The organism is Enterobacter cloacae complex sp. SHL001 (assembly GCF_049236825.1).
Taxonomy (GTDB): Bacteria; Pseudomonadota; Gammaproteobacteria; order Enterobacterales; family Enterobacteriaceae; genus Enterobacter; species Enterobacter hormaechei_C.
This window is the reverse complement of sequence record NZ_JBMKIP010000003.1, coordinates 239,709-256,280: the sequence shown is the minus strand read 5'-3', so window position 1 is coordinate 256,280 and position 16,572 is coordinate 239,709. Positions and strand designations below refer to the sequence as shown.

Annotated in this window: 12 protein-coding genes; 11 read left to right on the top strand and 1 reads right to left on the bottom strand. The window is 57.0% G+C overall.

Annotated elements, in window-relative coordinates:
• Window positions 1–185 precede the first annotated feature (185 nt).
• The 7 genes from ACOTYH_RS10595 (at window position 186) to ACOTYH_RS10565 (ending at window position 7,342) form a co-directional block, all read left to right on the top strand.
• On the top strand, window positions 186–515 hold the full coding sequence (locus ACOTYH_RS10595; protein WP_045347787.1) for a YqcC family protein: 330 nt from the start codon (window positions 186–188) through the stop codon (window positions 513–515).
• On the top strand, window positions 512–1,297 hold the full coding sequence (gene truC / locus ACOTYH_RS10590; RefSeq protein WP_015571733.1) for a tRNA pseudouridine(65) synthase TruC: 786 nt from the start codon (window positions 512–514) through the stop codon (window positions 1,295–1,297). The genes ACOTYH_RS10595 and truC overlap by 4 nt, the downstream gene beginning before the upstream one ends.
• A gap of 15 nt (window positions 1,298–1,312) precedes the next feature.
• Window positions 1,313–1,762: a flavodoxin gene (locus ACOTYH_RS10585; protein ID WP_015571732.1), complete on the top strand. Its 450-nt coding sequence runs from the start codon at window positions 1,313–1,315 to the stop codon at window positions 1,760–1,762.
• 308 nt (window positions 1,763–2,070) lie between these two features.
• Window positions 2,071–3,426, top strand: coding sequence for a galactarate/glucarate/glycerate transporter GudP (gudP, locus tag ACOTYH_RS10580; RefSeq protein ID WP_003862734.1), 1,356 nt, complete (start codon window positions 2,071–2,073; stop codon window positions 3,424–3,426).
• Complete coding sequence (locus tag ACOTYH_RS10575; protein WP_045333289.1) at window positions 3,426–4,766, top strand: enolase C-terminal domain-like protein; 1,341 nt, start codon at window positions 3,426–3,428, stop codon at window positions 4,764–4,766. The genes gudP and ACOTYH_RS10575 overlap by 1 nt, the downstream gene beginning before the upstream one ends.
• Before the next feature lie 15 nt (window positions 4,767–4,781).
• Complete coding sequence (gudD, locus tag ACOTYH_RS10570) at window positions 4,782–6,119, top strand: glucarate dehydratase (RefSeq protein ID WP_032619132.1); 1,338 nt, start codon at window positions 4,782–4,784, stop codon at window positions 6,117–6,119.
• 77 nt (window positions 6,120–6,196) lie between these two features.
• Complete coding sequence (locus tag ACOTYH_RS10565; protein WP_048219557.1) at window positions 6,197–7,342, top strand: glycerate kinase; 1,146 nt, start codon at window positions 6,197–6,199, stop codon at window positions 7,340–7,342.
• Window positions 7,343–7,392: 50 nt separating this feature from the next.
• On the opposite strand, the gene barA is transcribed toward ACOTYH_RS10565, so the two are convergent.
• Window positions 7,393–10,152: a two-component sensor histidine kinase BarA gene (gene barA, locus ACOTYH_RS10560; protein WP_421637730.1), complete on the bottom strand. Its 2,760-nt coding sequence runs from the start codon at window positions 10,150–10,152 to the stop codon at window positions 7,393–7,395.
• A 57-nt stretch (window positions 10,153–10,209) separates the two neighbouring features.
• Here barA and rlmD point away from each other — a divergent pair, with 57 nt between their 5' ends.
• The 4 genes from rlmD to pyrG all read left to right on the top strand — a co-directional run bounded on the left by rlmD (window position 10,210) and on the right by pyrG (window position 16,511).
• A complete protein-coding gene (gene rlmD / locus ACOTYH_RS10555; RefSeq protein ID WP_058689540.1) occupies window positions 10,210–11,508 on the top strand; it encodes a 23S rRNA (uracil(1939)-C(5))-methyltransferase RlmD in 1,299 nt (432 codons plus the stop codon).
• A 51-nt stretch (window positions 11,509–11,559) separates the two neighbouring features.
• Window positions 11,560–13,791 (top strand): GTP diphosphokinase, encoded by a 2,232-nt coding sequence (gene relA, locus ACOTYH_RS10550; protein ID WP_003862722.1) that lies wholly within the window; start codon window positions 11,560–11,562, stop codon window positions 13,789–13,791.
• Between the two features lie 67 nt (window positions 13,792–13,858).
• Window positions 13,859–14,650, top strand: coding sequence for a nucleoside triphosphate pyrophosphohydrolase (mazG, locus tag ACOTYH_RS10545; protein WP_017382826.1), 792 nt, complete (start codon window positions 13,859–13,861; stop codon window positions 14,648–14,650).
• A 223-nt stretch (window positions 14,651–14,873) separates the two neighbouring features.
• Entirely contained in the window at window positions 14,874–16,511 is a 1,638-nt protein-coding gene (gene pyrG / locus ACOTYH_RS10540) for a glutamine hydrolyzing CTP synthase (RefSeq protein WP_003862718.1), read from the top strand.
• Window positions 16,512–16,572 lie beyond the last annotated feature (61 nt).

The window sequence follows — 16,572 nt, the reverse complement described above, 5'->3', positions numbered from 1 at the left end:
AGGTAAATGGATGACCAGGCCTTCGGGCATCAGGAAAAGTTGTCACGGATGAGCAGGGAGCACGTATTGTAGCTGGAATGCTGCGAAACGAACCGGGAGCACTGTTTTTACAGTGCTCCCTTTTTTTATTTCTGTCGTCCGCAATGCTATGCTTCGCGCCATTCCGTTTTTCAGTTGAGGTATATATGTCGCATCATGACAACGTTCGTGCGCAGTTGCACGCCATCGAAGCCCTTATGCGCCACCATCAGCTGTGGCAGGATAACGCGCCGCAGCCAGACGCGTTCGCCAGCACCCAACCGTTTTGTCTGGATACGCTGGCCCCGTTCGAGTGGCTCCAGTGGGTCTTAATTCCGCGTATGCACGCGCTACTGGAAGGTGGTCACGCGTTGCCCGCGTCTTTTGCCGTCTCTCCCTATTACGAAATGGCGCTGGAAGCGACCCACCCGGCGCGTGCCATGATGCTGGTGGAGCTGGAAAAGCTCGATGCGCTTTTCGCCGGTGACGATGCATGACGCTTGAGATCCTTTATCAGGATGAGTGGTTAGTGGCGGTGAATAAACCGTCCGGCTGGCTGGTGCACCGTAGCTGGCTCGATCGCGATGAGAAAGTCGTGGTCATGCAAACCGTGCGCGATCAGATCGGTCAGCACGTCTTTACTGCTCATCGTCTGGATCGGCCAACCTCTGGCGTTCTGCTGATGGGGCTTTCCAGTGAGGCGGGTCGACTGCTTTCGCAGCAGTTTGAGCAGCACCAGATGCAAAAGCGCTACCACGCCATCGTGCGTGGCTGGCTGACGGATTCCGCCACGCTTGATTATCCGCTGGTGGAGGAACTGGATAAAATTGCCGATAAATTTGCCCGCGAAGATAAAGGCCCGCAGCCTGCGGTGACCGACTATCGCGGTATGGCGACCACAGAACTGCCGGTGGCGACCAGCAAATTTCCGACCACGCGATACAGTCTGGTTGAGCTTTTGCCCAAAACCGGGCGCAAGCACCAGCTTCGCCGCCATCTTGCACATCTGCGCCACCCAATTATCGGCGACAGCAAGCACGGCGATCTGCGCCAGAACCGCAGCGCGGCCGAGCACTTTGGCTGTAACCGGCTGATGCTGCACGCCAGCGAGCTACGCCTGACGCACCCGTTTACCGGCGAACCGCTGACTATTCGCGCGGGGCTGGACGAGGTCTGGATGCAGGCGTTGTCACAGTTTGGCTGGCTGGGACAACTCCCCGAAAATGAAAGGGTTGAGTTTGCCGCAGGCAACGTTCAGGATGAACAGCAAGCGCAATAATTACGGGAGCAAAGCATGGCTGAAGTAGGCATTTTTGTCGGCACGATGTACGGCAACTCGCTGCTGGTGGCGGAGGAAGCGGAAGCAATCCTTGTAAACCAGGGCCATAAAGCAACGGTCTATGAAGATCCGGAGCTGGCGGACTGGGAAAAGTATAAAGATAAATACATCCTGGTGGTGACCTCCACCACCGGGCAGGGCGATCTGCCGGACAGCATCGTCCCGCTTTTCCAGGGCATTAAAGACCAGCTCGGCTATCAGCCAGATGTTCACTATGGCATCATCGCCCTCGGCGATAGCTCTTACGCTAATTTCTGCGGCGGCGGTAAACAGTTCGACGCGCTGTTGCAGGAACAGAGCGCTCAGCGCGTCGGAGAGATGTTGCTGATTGATGCGGGTGAACACCCTGAGCCAGAAAGCGAGTCAAATCCCTGGGTTGAACACTGGGCAACGCTGCTTAAATAACCCTGCGCTATACCAATGCCAGGCCGGGTCAGGCGTAGCCGCCTCCCGGCATTACACCCCGCCCCAAACGCCATTTCCGTGAACCACCTTCCACTCCTCTGGGCTTATGCCCTAAACAACCTCCCTCACGCCCTTCAATACTGTGTTTTTGCACGGTGAGGTGAAGAGGCACTCCTTCATATACTTTTCCCGTCACTATAAAACGGCTTCTGGCCGTACCAAAACCAAACACAAATCTCTCATTCTGATTACCCTACAGGTGCTGTACAGAATGAACCAGGCGAAAGCTATGTTTCAGGAGTGCAACAATGAGTACATTAAGCCACGCGGCGAGCAGCGCTGAGAAGCGCACCAACGCCCGCTACTGGATAGTGGTGATGCTGTTTATCGTCACCTCTTTCAACTACGGCGACCGTGCCACGTTATCCATTGCCGGCTCTGAGATGGCAAAGGACATCGGACTTGATCCGGTAGGTATGGGTTATGTTTTCTCCGCATTTTCATGGGCCTACGTAATCGGCCAAATCCCTGGCGGCTGGCTGCTGGACCGCTTTGGTTCAAAACGGGTCTATTTCTGGTCCATTTTCATCTGGTCGATGTTTACCCTGTTACAGGGCTTCGTGGATATCTTCAGCGGCTTCGGCATTATCATTGCGCTCTTTACCCTCCGCTTCCTGGTGGGCTTAGCGGAAGCGCCATCATTCCCTGGCAACAGCCGTATTGTGGCCGCCTGGTTCCCGGCGCAGGAGAGGGGAACGGCGGTAGCCATCTTTAACTCGGCGCAATACTTTGCGACGGTTATTTTCGCGCCAATCATGGGCTGGCTGACGCACGAAGTGGGCTGGTCGCACGTCTTCTTCTTCATGGGCGGGCTGGGGATCGTCATCAGCTTCATCTGGCTGAAAGTGATCCACGAACCAAACCAGCATCCGGGCGTGAACAAGAAAGAGCTGGACTACATTGCTGAAGGTGGGGCGCTGATCAACATGGATCAGAAAACCCAGAAAGCTAAAGTTCCGTTCAGCCAGAAATGGGGGCAGATCAAACAGCTCGTCGGCTCACGAATGATGATCGGTATCTATCTCGGCCAGTACTGCATTAACGCCTTAACCTACTTCTTTATCACCTGGTTCCCGGTTTACCTGGTGCAGGCGCGCGGGATGTCGATTCTGAAGGCGGGGTTTGTCGCCTCCGTGCCGGCCATCTGTGGCTTCGTGGGCGGGGTGCTTGGCGGGGTCATCTCCGACTGGCTGATGCGTCGTACCGGTTCGCTGAATATTGCGCGTAAAACGCCAATCGTACTCGGCATGCTGCTCTCCATGACCATGGTGTTCTGTAACTATGTCAGCGCGGAGTGGATGATTATCGGCTTTATGGCGATGGCCTTCTTCGGTAAAGGCATTGGCGCACTGGGCTGGGCGGTGATGGCAGATACCGCGCCGAAAGAGATCAGCGGCCTGAGCGGCGGTCTGTTCAACATGTTTGGCAACATTTCCGGCATTGTCACCCCAATCGCTATCGGTTACATCGTCGGCACCACTGGCTCCTTCAACGGCGCGCTGATTTATGTAGGCGTCCATGCGCTGGTGGCGGTACTCAGTTATCTGGTGCTGGTGGGTGACATCAAACGAATCGAACTGAAACCTGTTGGGGAGCGCGGATGATGACAACGCAATCAAGCCCGATCGTGACGGAGATGAAGGTCATTCCGGTGGCGGGGCAGGACAGCATGCTGCTCAACATTGGTGGCGCGCATAACGCCTGGTTCACCCGCAACATTGTGGTGCTGACCGACAGCGCAGGGAATACCGGCGTCGGGGAAGCGCCTGGCGGAGAGGTGATTTACCAGACGCTGGTCGACGCCATCCCGCAGGTGGTTGGGCAGGAGGTCGCCCGCCTGAACAAGGTGGTTCAGCGGGTGCATAAGGGTAACCAGTCGGCGGATTTTGATACCTTCGGCAAAGGCGCCTGGACGTTTGAACTGCGCGTTAACGCGGTGGCGGCGCTGGAGGCGGCCCTCCTCGATTTACTGGGCAAGGCGCTGAACGTGCCGGTCTGCGAACTGCTGGGGCCAGGCAAACAGCGTAATGCGGTAACGGTGCTGGGCTATCTGTTCTACGTTGGCGACCGGACGAAAACCGATCTGCCGTATCTGGAACGCTCGCCGGGCAGCCACGAGTGGTATCACCTGCGTCATCAGGAGGCGCTCTCTGGCGAGGCGGTGGTACGCCTTGCAGAGGCGGCGCAGGATCGCTACGGCTTCAAAGACTTCAAGCTGAAAGGCGGCGTTCTGCCGGGTGAGCAGGAGATTGACAGCGTGCGCGCGTTGAAAAAACGCTTCCCGGAGGCACGCATCACCGTCGATCCGAACGGCGCCTGGCTGCTGGATGAAGCTATCGCGCTGTGCAAAGGGCTGGGCGACGTGCTGACCTACGCGGAAGATCCGTGCGGCGCCGAGCAGGGATTTTCTGGCCGCGAGGTGATGGCCGAATTCCGCCGCGCTACCGGGCTGCCGGTTGCGACCAACATGATCGCCACCAACTGGCGTGAAATGGGCCATGCGGTGATGCTGAATGCGGTGGACATACCGCTGGCGGACCCACACTTCTGGACCCTTTCCGGCGCGGTGCGCGTGGCGCAGCTGTGCGATGACTGGGGGCTCACCTGGGGCTGCCACTCCAATAACCATTTCGACATTTCGCTGGCGATGTTTACCCACGTTGGCGCGGCGGCGCCGGGCAACCCGACCGCCATCGATACGCACTGGATCTGGCAGGAAGGCGAAGCGCGCCTGACCAAAAATCCACTTGAAATCAAAAACGGCACAATTGCCGTACCGGATGCGCCGGGGCTGGGCGTGGAGCTTGACTGGGATCAGATCCACAAGGCGCATGAAGCGTATAAAAAACTGCCGGGCGGCGCGCGCAACGACGCAGGCCCGATGCAGTACCTTATCCCCGGCTGGACATTTGACCGTAAGCGCCCTGTATTTGGACGTCACTGATAAAAGGATCGAACGATGAGCACATTTTCTACCCCTGTAGTCACCTCCATGCAGATCATTCCTGTCGCGGGACATGACAGCATGCTGATGAACCTGAGCGGCGCCCATGCGCCGTTCTTCACCCGTAATATTGTGGTGATCAAGGACAACTCAGGGCATACCGGTGTCGGTGAAATCCCGGGCGGGGAGAAGATCCGTAAAACGCTGGAGGACGCCATTCCGCTGGTGGTGGGTAAAACGCTGGGCGAGTACAAAAATGTGCTGACTCGCGTGCGTACGACCTTTGCCGATCGTGATGCGGGTGGCCGTGGTCTGCAAACGTTTGATCTGCGCACCACTATCCATGTGGTCACGGGCATTGAAGCCGCGATGCTGGATCTGCTGGGCCAGCATCTTGGCGTCAATGTCGCCTCCCTGCTGGGCGACGGCCAACAGCGCAGCGAAGTGGAAATGCTCGGCTACCTGTTCTTTATCGGCAACCGCAAACTCACCCCGCTGCCGTACCAGAGCCAGCCGGACGAAAAATGCGACTGGTATCGTGTGCGTCACGATGAAGCGATGACCCCGGACGCGGTGGTGCGCCTGGCGGAAGCCGCGTATGAAAAATATGGCTTTAATGACTTCAAGCTGAAAGGCGGTGTACTGGCGGGTGAAGAAGAAGCAGAGGCGATCGCCGCGCTGGCGAAGCGCTTCCCGCAGGCGCGCGTCACGCTGGATCCGAACGGTGCCTGGTCGCTTGATGAGGCGATAAAAATCGGTAAGCAGCTTAAAGGCGTGCTGGCCTATGCGGAAGATCCGTGCGGTGCAGAGCAGGGGTTCTCCGGACGTGAAGTGATGGCGGAGTTCCGTCGCGCCACCGGGCTGCCAACCGCCACCAACATGATCGCGACCGACTGGCGTCAGATGGGGCACACGCTCTCGCTGCAATCGGTGGACATTCCGCTGGCAGACCCGCACTTCTGGACGATGCAGGGCTCGGTTCGCGTGGCGCAGATGTGCCATGAGTTCGGCCTGACCTGGGGCTCGCACTCCAACAACCACTTCGACATCTCGCTGGCGATGTTCACCCACGTGGCGGCTGCCGCGCCGGGCAACATTACCGCCATCGACACCCACTGGATCTGGCAGGAGGGCAACCAGCGCCTGACCAAACAGCCGTTTGAAATCAAAGGCGGTATGGTACAGGTTCCTGCTACGCCGGGTCTGGGCGTAGAACTGGATATGGACCAGGTCATGAAAGCGCATGAGCTGTACCAGAAACACGGCCTGGGTGCGCGTGATGACGCGCTGGCGATGCAATACCTGATCCCAGAGTGGACATTCGACAATAAACGTCCGTGCATGGTACGATAAGCGCATTGGGACCGCTCCCATGAGTGGTCCCTTACGTGGTGTATGCTTAACGTAACTAACATGCGTAAGGATGGCTTATGAAAATTGTTATCGCTCCGGACTCGTATAAGGAAAGCTTGAGCGCGCTGGAGGTGGCGACAGCGATAGAGGTCGGTTTTCGCGACATTTTCCCGTCAGCGGACTATGTCAAATTACCGGTTGCCGATGGTGGCGAAGGGACGGTGGAAGCGATGGTGGCAGCCACGCATGGGCGTCTTGTCCATGTTCCCGTTACCGGGCCTTTGGGTGAACGCGTGGAAGGGTTTTTCGGGTTATCCGGAGACGGGAAAAGCGCCTTTATTGAGATGGCGGCAGCGAGCGGTCTGGAGCTTGTTGCTCCGGCAAAGCGTAACCCGTTAATCACCACCTCCTGGGGAACCGGGGAACTGATCCGTCATGCGCTGGATGCGGGCGTTAAGCATATCATTATTGGCATTGGAGGCAGCGCGACCAATGACGGTGGCGCAGGCATGGTGCAGGCGCTGGGCGTAAAACTGCTGGATGCGAAAGCGCAGCCCGTAGGGCCGGGCGGCGGCGAACTGGCAAGCCTTGCACATATCGATCTTAGCGGGCTGGATAAGCGGCTGGCAGACTGTCGAATTGAAGTGGCCTGCGATGTAACCAACCCTCTGATCGGCGAGACAGGCGCTTCTGCGGTATTTGGTCCGCAGAAAGGGGCGACGCCGGAGATGATCAGGACGCTGGACAACGCGCTGGCGCATTACGCAAAAATTATCGCCCGGGATCTGGATATTGACGTCTTAAACCTGGCGGGCGGCGGTGCGGCTGGCGGAATGGGGGCGGCGCTGTATGCATTTTGCGGCGCACAGCTCCGTCAGGGGATTGAGATTGTCACCGATGCCCTGCATCTTGATGAACAGGTCGCGGACGCCGATCTGGTGATCACGGGCGAAGGGCGTATCGACAGCCAGACGATCCACGGTAAAGTGCCCGTTGGCGTGGCGAGAGTCGCGAAACGCTATAACAAGCCAGTTATCGGCATTGCCGGCAGCCTGACGGCGGATGTTGGCGTGGTGCATGAGCATGGACTGGATGCCGTATTCAGCGTGATTTACACCATCTGCTCGCTGGAGGATGCGCTGGAAAATGCGCAACAGAATGTACAGTTGGCCGCAAGGAATATTGCGGCGGTGATAAAGATGGGGCAGGGGATGTCGCGTTAACGTTCGTGCTCCTGTAGGCCCGGTAAGCGAAGCGCCACCGGGCTTTGGTCTTAGCTCCCCAACACCTTCATTGCTTCCCGCGTCACGTTGTCCATCTCGTCCAGCAGCTCCAGGAACTCCGGTTCGAGATCGGATTCTGGCGTACCCGCGCGGAGCTGCTGTTCAAGCAACTGGCAGAGATTTTTCAACCGCGGTACGCCGCTGTAGCCGCAGCTGCCGTGCAGTTTATGAATGGCTTCCAGCAGTCCTTCGGGGTTTTCACCCACCAGCTGTTCTTCAACCTTGTTACGGATCTCAGGCAGGAAGTCCACCAGCATTTGCAGCATATCGCGGGCCAGATCCGGTTTACCCGCCGCCTGGCGCAGCGCCAGTTGCCAGTCAAACGTGGCATTCTGGTTAACGCTGATCTCCGGCGATTCAGCTGTAATGGTGTATGTCCCGCCAATGTGCCCCGGCTTGTAGCGTAGCAGCAGGCTGTGCAGCTTCTCTTCGTCGAACGGTTTCGCCAGATAATCGTTCATGCCCGCACCCAGCAGTTTCTCCTTTTGCCCCGCCATCGCGTGCGCCGTCACGGCAATCACCGGCGTCTGCTGCTGGTGCGGAAGCTGGCGAATCAACTCGCAGGCGCGGATGCCGTCCATGCCCGGCATCTGAATATCCATCAGGATCAGGTCGAACTGCATCTGTTTGGCTTGTTCCACGGCTTCGGCGCCGCTGGTACACAGCTCAACATGCTGAACCTGATCCTCAAGCAGCACGCCAATCAGCTTCAGGTTCGCCGGGTTATCGTCCACGGCCATCACCGTCATCGGCAGCTTATGTTCGTCGCTTTCCAGCGGCAGGGACTGATGCGTCAGACGGCAATATTCGGTCAACGCAGGTAACAGCCGTGTGGCGGTGAGGGGTTTCAGCAGACACGCCGCCGCTCCGTCGTTTTTCAGCTCTTCGGCGTTGATTTGGGCGTGGCACGGCAGCGCCAGCAGCAGGTAGTCCGTCATTGAGGCCGCCTTCGCCAGGCGTTCCTGCTGCATGGTCAGTTCTCCGGTAAACGTCACCGGAATCCCCAACAACAGGATATCGTAATGATCGTTAGCCAGCGCGGAGAAGGTCGGGCTGTAGATGACCTCCAGCGGCGTGCTGCTTAATACATCCAGCGTACACTGCGCCGCCGCGGCGTTCGGTTCCACATAGGCCAGACGCATCCCTTTCAGGCAGCCGGTGACCGGGCCGTCGGTCTGCACGTTCGGGTTAAGATCAAGGTTGATATGGAACCAGAAGGTTGAGCCCCGGTTAGGCTGGCTGTGGAAGGAGATATCGCCTCCCATCTCTTTCACCAGCTTTTGGGTGATCACCAGCCCCAGGCCCGTTCCGCCGTGACGACGGGAAATGCTCGCATCGGCCTGGCGGAAAGCCTGGAACAGACGCGTCTGATCGCGCTCCGGAATACCGATGCCGGTATCCCGGATCTGCACTTCAATCTGGACTTTGTTATTACTGAGCGCCCTTTTTTCGACCAGAATGTCGATGTTGCCGCTCTCGGTGAACTTAATCGCGTTGCCCACCAGATTGGTAATGACCTGTTGCAGGCGCAGCGGGTCGCCAATGACGTTATCCGGCACATCATTTTTAATATTGAGCGTCAGTTCCAGACCCTTATCATGCGATGAGTGGGCAAGAAGCGTGACCACGTCATCCAGCGTGCTGCGCAGCGGGAAGGGAATACTCTCCAGAATCAGCTTGCCCGCTTCCAGCTTCGAGAAGTCCAGTACGTCGTTAATAATGGTCAGCAGGTTGTTGGCTGAGCGTTCAATGGTATGCAGATGGTCACGCTGGGTCGGGTTCAGCTCGCTTTTGAGCGTCAGACGGGTGAAGCCAATCACCCCGTTCAGCGGCGTGCGCAGCTCGTGCGACATGTTCGCCAGGAACTCAGACTTAATTCGTGCCGCCTCCTGCGCACGTTTTTTCGCCAGATCCAGCTCCACGTTCTGGATCTCCATCTGCTCCAGCGTTTCGCGCAGGTCAGAGGTGGCCTGGTCAACGTTGTGCTGCATCTCTTCGTGATAAGCCGCCAGCGACATCGCCATTGAGTTGATGCCATTTTTCAGCATATCCAGCTCGCCGAGCATAAAGCCTTCCACGCGGCTGTCGAGCTGACCCCGGCGGATCCGGTCAACGGTATTCACCATGTTGCGGATAGGCCCCGTGACGTCGCGCATCAGTCGCCAGCCGAAGATCAGCGCGATGCCGATACAGAACAGCATCATCACGCCGGAGATGAATATTTCTTTGTACTGCTGGAGCCGTACCGACTTAAGATCCAGCTCCAGCGCCACATATCCCAGCATATTATTGCTGGACTTCGCATCGGACTGGGCGGATTCATCGGGTGAATAGCTTTCGGAGATAATCGGCGTGCGCAGGATCATGATATCGCCGCGCCGCAACACCGTAAGGTGACGCGGGAAGGGGGTACCATCCGGGATTTTCAGCGACGTGGGATCCAGATGGAAATTCGAGGTGACGAACAGACGGTTATGCTCATCGTAAACGGAAATGGCGCGCACAATCTCTGAATGACGGCGGTGCAGCACGCTGATTAACTGACCAATGGATTCACGGTTTTGCAGGTTCATACCGTACTCGCTGGAGACGGCCAGCGGTTCGATAATGCTGGCCCCGGCATCTTCAAGCTGTCTCTGCAAATCGTTATAGCGATGCACCACAAAGAAAATGCTCAGCAGCAAACCGATGAGAACGGTAGGAGCGAGGATCAAAATCATCATGCGCGCGCGCAGGCTGTAGTTGGTCATGGAGTTCCGTTATGGGACAATCAGGCTAATTATGTTTATTTGAGAACAATCTCGGCGATGGCGCAATTCTACTCTGCAAAACGACGCGTGACGACGCGTCAGATCATAACTGTTGAAGCCACGGACCTCGATCCTTTTGGACAGGGGGTGGCGCGTCACAAGGGTAAGACACTGTTTATCACAGGTTTGCTGCCAGGAGAACGCGCAGATATTACGCTGACGGAAGACAAACGTCAGTATGCGCGCGGTCAGGTCAAGCGCCGTCTTAATGATAGCCCGGAGCGCGTGATGCCTCGCTGCCCCCATTTTGGCGTCTGCGGTGGCTGCCAGCAACAGCATGCCAGCACAGAATTACAGCAAAAAAGTAAAAGCAGCGCGCTGGCCCGCCTGGTCGGACACGACGTGAATGACATCATTGCCGATCGGCCCTGGGGCTACCGTCGCCGCGCTCGCCTGAGCCTCAGCTACCAGCCCAAAACCGAGCGGCTGGAGATGGGTTTTCGCAAAGCCGGCTCCAGCGATATCGTCTCTGTCACGCAGTGCCCTGTTTTGGTGCCCCATCTTGAGGCGTTGCTCCCGGACGTGCACCACTGTCTTGCATCGCTGGATGGCGTGCGTTCGCTGGGCCATGTCGAACTGGTGCTGGCCAACAGTGGCCCGCTGATGGTACTGCGCCACACCGCGCCGCTGTCAAAGGCAGATCGCGAAAAACTGGAACGCTTTTCGCATTCTCATGAGCTTGCGCTTTTCCTCGCGCCGCAAAGCGAGATACTTGAGCAGGTCAGCGGAGAAGCGCCCTGGTATGCGTCAGACGGGCTACGCTTAACGTTCAGCCCGCGGGATTTTATCCAGGTTAACGACGGCGTGAACCAGCAGATGGTGGCGAACGCGCTGGCGTGGCTGGACGTACAGCCCACTGACCGGGTGCTCGATCTGTTCTGCGGTATGGGGAACTTTACCCTGCCGCTGGCCCGCAAAGCAGCAAGCGTGGTCGGGGTGGAAGGCGTTGAGGCGCTGGTGGTGAAAGGCCAGGAAAACGCCCAACAGAACGGCTTGCAAAATGTGACATTCTTTCATCAAAATCTTGAGGATGATGTTACTCAGCAACCGTGGGCTAAGCAGGGCTTTGATAAGATCCTGCTCGACCCGGCGCGCGGAGGTGCGCCGGGCGTGATGCAGCATATAATTAAACTCGCGCCTGAACGCGTGGTCTATGTTTCCTGTAACCCGGCGACGCTTGCCCGTGACAGCGAAGCATTATTGAGCGGGGGTTACCAGATTCGACGTCTGGCAATGCTGGACATGTTCCCGCACACTGGTCATCTGGAATCGATGGTGTTGTTCGAGCACATCTAATGAGTTTGGCTTGTCGACTTCGACAGGCCCTTGTCCCTAAAGGAGAGGACGATGGTTGCGGTAAGAAGTGCACATTTAAATAAAGCTGGTGAGTTTGACCCTCAAAAATGGATCGCAAGTCTGGGGATTTCCAGCCAGCAGTCGTGTGAACGCTTAACCGAAACCTGGGCCTATTGTTTACGCACAACGCAGGGGCATCCGGACGCTGAACTGCTGTTGTGGCGCGGCGTGGAGATGGTTGAAATTCTCTCCATGCTGAACATGGATATCGAAACGCTACAGGCCGCACTGCTGTTCCCCCTGGCGGACGCCGACGTGGTGACGGAAGACGTCCTGCGTGAAAGCGTCGGCCAGTCCGTCGTGGCGCTTATCCACGGCGTGCGTGACATGGCAGCCATTCGTCAGCTTAAAGCCGCGCAAACGGACTCTGTCTCTTCCGAGCAGGTGGATAACGTCCGTCGCATGCTGCTGGCGATGGTAGATGATTTCCGCTGCGTGGTGATCAAGCTGGCCGAACGGGTTGCCCATCTGCGTGAAGTGAAGGATGCGCCGGAAGACGAGCGCGTCCTGGCTGCTAAAGAGTGTACGAATATCTATGCGCCGCTGGCGAACCGTCTCGGTATCGGGCAACTGAAGTGGGAGCTGGAAGATTACTGCTTCCGCTATCTGCATCCGGCGGAATACAAACGCATTGCAAAATTGCTGCACGAACGCCGCATTGACCGCGAGCACTATATCGAGGAATTTGTCAGCGGGCTGCGCCAGTCGATGAAAGAGGAGAATGTGCGCGCCGAGGTCTACGGGCGTCCAAAGCACATCTACAGCATCTGGCGCAAAATGCAGAAGAAACATCTCGCCTTTGACGAGCTGTTTGACGTGCGCGCCGTACGTATCGTGGCGGAGCGTCTCCAGGACTGCTATGCCGCGCTGGGGATAGTGCATACTCACTTCCGCCATCTGCCGGATGAGTTTGATGACTACGTCGCCAACCCCAAACCAAACGGCTATCAGTCTATTCATACCGTGGTGCTCGGCCCTGGCGGCAAAACGGTGGAAATTCAGATCCGTACCAAACAGATGCACGAAGACGCCGAGCTGGGCGTGGCGGCGCACTGGAAATACAAAGAGGGTACCTCCGGCGGCGGTCGCTCCGGTCACGAGGACCGTATCGCCTGGCTGCGTAAGCTGATTGCGTGGCAGGAAGAGATGGCCGACTCCGGCGAAATGCTCGACGAAGTGCGCAGTCAGGTCTTCGACGATCGCGTCTACGTCTTTACCCCGAAAGGGGATGTTGTTGATTTGCCGGCAGGCTCCACGCCGCTCGATTTCGCCTACCACATCCACAGCGATGTGGGGCACCGTTGCATCGGGGCGAAGATCGGCGGACGTATCGTACCGTTTACCTACCAGCTCCAGATGGGCGATCAGATTGAAATCATCACCCAGAAGCAGCCAAACCCAAGCCGCGACTGGCTGAATCCGAACCTCGGTTACGTTACCACAAGCCGTGGGCGCTCTAAAATCCACGCCTGGTTCCGCAAGCAGGATCGTGACAAGAACATCCTTGCCGGTCGTCAGATCCTGGACGACGAGCTGGAACATATCGGGATAAGCCTGAAAGAGGCGGAGAAGTTCCTGCTGCCGCGCTACAACTTCAACGAGCTCGACGAACTGTTAGCGGCGATTGGTGGCGGCGATATCCGCCTGAACCAGATGGTGAACTTCCTGCAAGCGCAGTTCAACAAGCCAAGCGCAGCGGAGCAGGATGCGGCAGCGCTGAAACAACTCCAGCAGAAAACCTACGCTCCGCAGCAGCGCAGCAAGGACAATGGCCGCGTGGTGGTTGAAGGGGTGGGTAACCTCATGCACCATATTGCCCGCTGCTGCCAGCCGATCCCGGGAGACGATATTGTCGGCTTTATCACCCAGGGGCGTGGGATCTCGATTCACCGCTCCGACTGCGATCAGCTTGCAGAGCTGCAATCGCATGCGCCGGAACGTATCGTGGAAGCCGTCTGGGGGGAGAGCTACTCGGCGGGTTACTCGCTGGTGGTGCGCGTCACTGCCAACGACCGCAGCGGCCTGCTGCGCGACATCACCACCATTCTCGCCAACGAGAAGGTCAACGTGCTGGGCGTTGCCAGCCGCAGCGATACCCGCGAGCAGCTTGCCACCATCGATATGACTATCGAAATCTATAACCTTCAGGTGCTGGGCCGCGTACTCGGCAAACTGAACCAGGTGCCGGATGTGATTGACGCGCGTCGTCTGCACGGCGGCTAAACATCCTCTTCTGTAGGCCGGGTAAGGCAACGCCGCCACCCGGCTCAGGCATTTAATGGAATCTGTTATGACTCAAATCGACCGCCTGCTTGGCATCATGAAACGCCTGCGCGACCCGGAAAACGGCTGCCCGTGGGATAAAGAGCAGACTTTCGCCACCATTGCGCCTTACACGCTGGAAGAGACCTACGAAGTGCTGGACGCGATTTCGCGCGAAGATTTCGACGACCTGCGCGGTGAGCTGGGCGACCTGCTGTTCCAGGTTGTGTTCTACGCGCAGATGGCGCAGGAAGAGGGGCGCTTTAACTTTGACGATATCTGCGCCGCTATCAGCGACAAGCTGGAGCGTCGTCATCCGCATATTTTTGGCGATGCCTCCGCAGGCAACAGTGCGGAAGTGCTGGCGCGCTGGGAGCAGATAAAAAGCGCCGAACGCGCTGAAAAATCCCAGCACTCGGCGCTGGACGACATTCCCCTGAACCTTCCCGCGCTGATGCGCGCGCACAAAATTCAAAAGCGCTGCTCGGCGGTAGGGTTTGACTGGAACTCTCTCGGCCCGGTGCTGGAAAAAGTGCACGAAGAGATCGACGAAGTGATGCATGAAGCGCAGCAGGCCGTTGTGGATGAAGCAAAGCTGGAAGAGGAGATGGGCGATCTGCTGTTTGCGACCGTCAACCTTTCGCGCCACCTCGGTGTAAAAGCGGAAACCGCCCTGCAAAAAGCGAACATTAAATTCGAGCGACGCTTTCGCGAAGTTGAGCGGATTGTGGCCTCGCGCGGCCTGGAAATGAGCGGGATTGACCTCGACGCGATGGAAGAAGTCTGGCAGGAAGTAAAACGCCAGGAACATGATCTCTAACGAGATTTTGCGATCAAGCGCAATTTGTGTGATTTTTTAAATGACAAGCGCTTGATTTGCGTCAAAAACATTTACCCAAAAGGGGCTATTTTCTCACTCCTTATGTTTGTCATGGCCTGGAGTGGAGACGGAGAATGAAAGTTTGTGGCGCTCGTCGTGTTCGGGTATACTACTTTCCCGTCCTGGTTATTCCATCGTTTCACCCTAACTTCTCAGGTTCAGCATGACAACGAACTATATTTTTGTGACCGGCGGGGTCGTATCCTCTCTGGGTAAAGGCATTGCCGCAGCCTCCCTCGCAGCCATTCTTGAAGCCCGTGGCCTCAATGTGACCATGATGAAACTGGATCCGTACATCAACGTCGATCCTGGCACCATGAGCCCAACCCAACACGGGGAAGTGTTCGTTACTGAAGACGGCGCTGAAACCGATCTGGATCTTGGCCACTACGAGCGTTTCATCCGTACCAAAATGACCCGTCGTAACAACTTTACGACTGGCCGTATCTACTCTGACGTTCTGCGTAAAGAGCGCCGTGGTGACTACCTGGGCGCGACCGTGCAGGTCATCCCACACATCACTAACGCCATCAAAGAACGTGTCCTTGCCGGTGGCGAAGGGCATGACGTTGTGCTGGTTGAAATCGGCGGTACCGTAGGGGATATCGAATCCCTGCCGTTCCTCGAAGCGATTCGTCAGCTGGCGGTAGATATTGGTCGTGAGCACGCGCTGTTCATGCACCTGACGCTGGTGCCTTACATGGCAGCAGCAGGTGAAGTGAAAACCAAACCGACTCAGCACTCTGTTAAAGAGCTGCTCTCCATCGGTATTCAGCCTGACATCCTGGTTTGCCGTTCCGATCGCGCGATTCCGGCGAACGAACGCGCGAAAATTGCATTGTTCTGTAACGTGCCTGAAAAAGCCGTTATTTCAATGAAAGATGTCGATTCCATTTATAAAATCCCGGGCCTGTTGAAATCACAGGGTCTGGACGATTATATTTGTAAACGATTCAGCTTGAACTGTCCGGAAGCTAACCTGTCTGAATGGGAGCAGGTGATTTACGAAGAAGCCAATCCGGGCGGCGAAGTGACTATCGGTATGGTCGGCAAGTACATCGAACTGCCGGATGCCTACAAGTCAGTTATCGAAGCGCTGAAACACGGTGGTCTGAAGAATCGCGTCTCTGTGAACATCAAGCTGATTGATTCACAGGATGTGGAGACGCGCGGCGTTGAAATTCTTAAAGATCTGGATGCTATCCTCATCCCTGGCGGCTTCGGCTACCGTGGTGTTGAAGGCAAGATCGCCACTGCACGCTATGCGCGTGAAAACAATATTCCATACCTCGGTATCTGCCTGGGTATGCAGGTTGCGCTGATTGAATTTGCGCGCAACGTAGCGGGAATGGAAAACGCGAACTCTACGGAATTTGTGCCAGACTGTAAGTACCCTGTTGTGGCGCTGATTACGGAATGGCGCGACGAAGACGGTAACGTCGAAGTCCGTACCGAGAAGAGCGATCTGGGTGGCACCATGCGTCTTGGCGCACAGGCCTGCCAGCTGTCCGACGATAGCGTGGTACGCAAGCTGTACGGCGAGCCGGTCATCACCGAGCGCCATCGTCACCGCTATGAAGTCAACAACATGTTGTTGAAACAAATTGAAGCTGCGGGTCTGCGTGTTGCGGGCCGTTCCGGGGATGATCAGTTAGTCGAGATCATCGAAGTGCCTAACCATCCGTGGTTCGTGGCCTGCCAATTCCACCCGGAATTTACTTCAACGCCGCGTGACGGGCATCCGCTGTTTGCAGGCTTCGTGAAAGCCGCCAGCGAGTACCAGAAGCGTCAGGCGAAGTAAAAAAAGTTAGAACGGCAACGCGTACCTTTGGTACGCGTTGTTTGTCTGGAGTTTTAGTTTA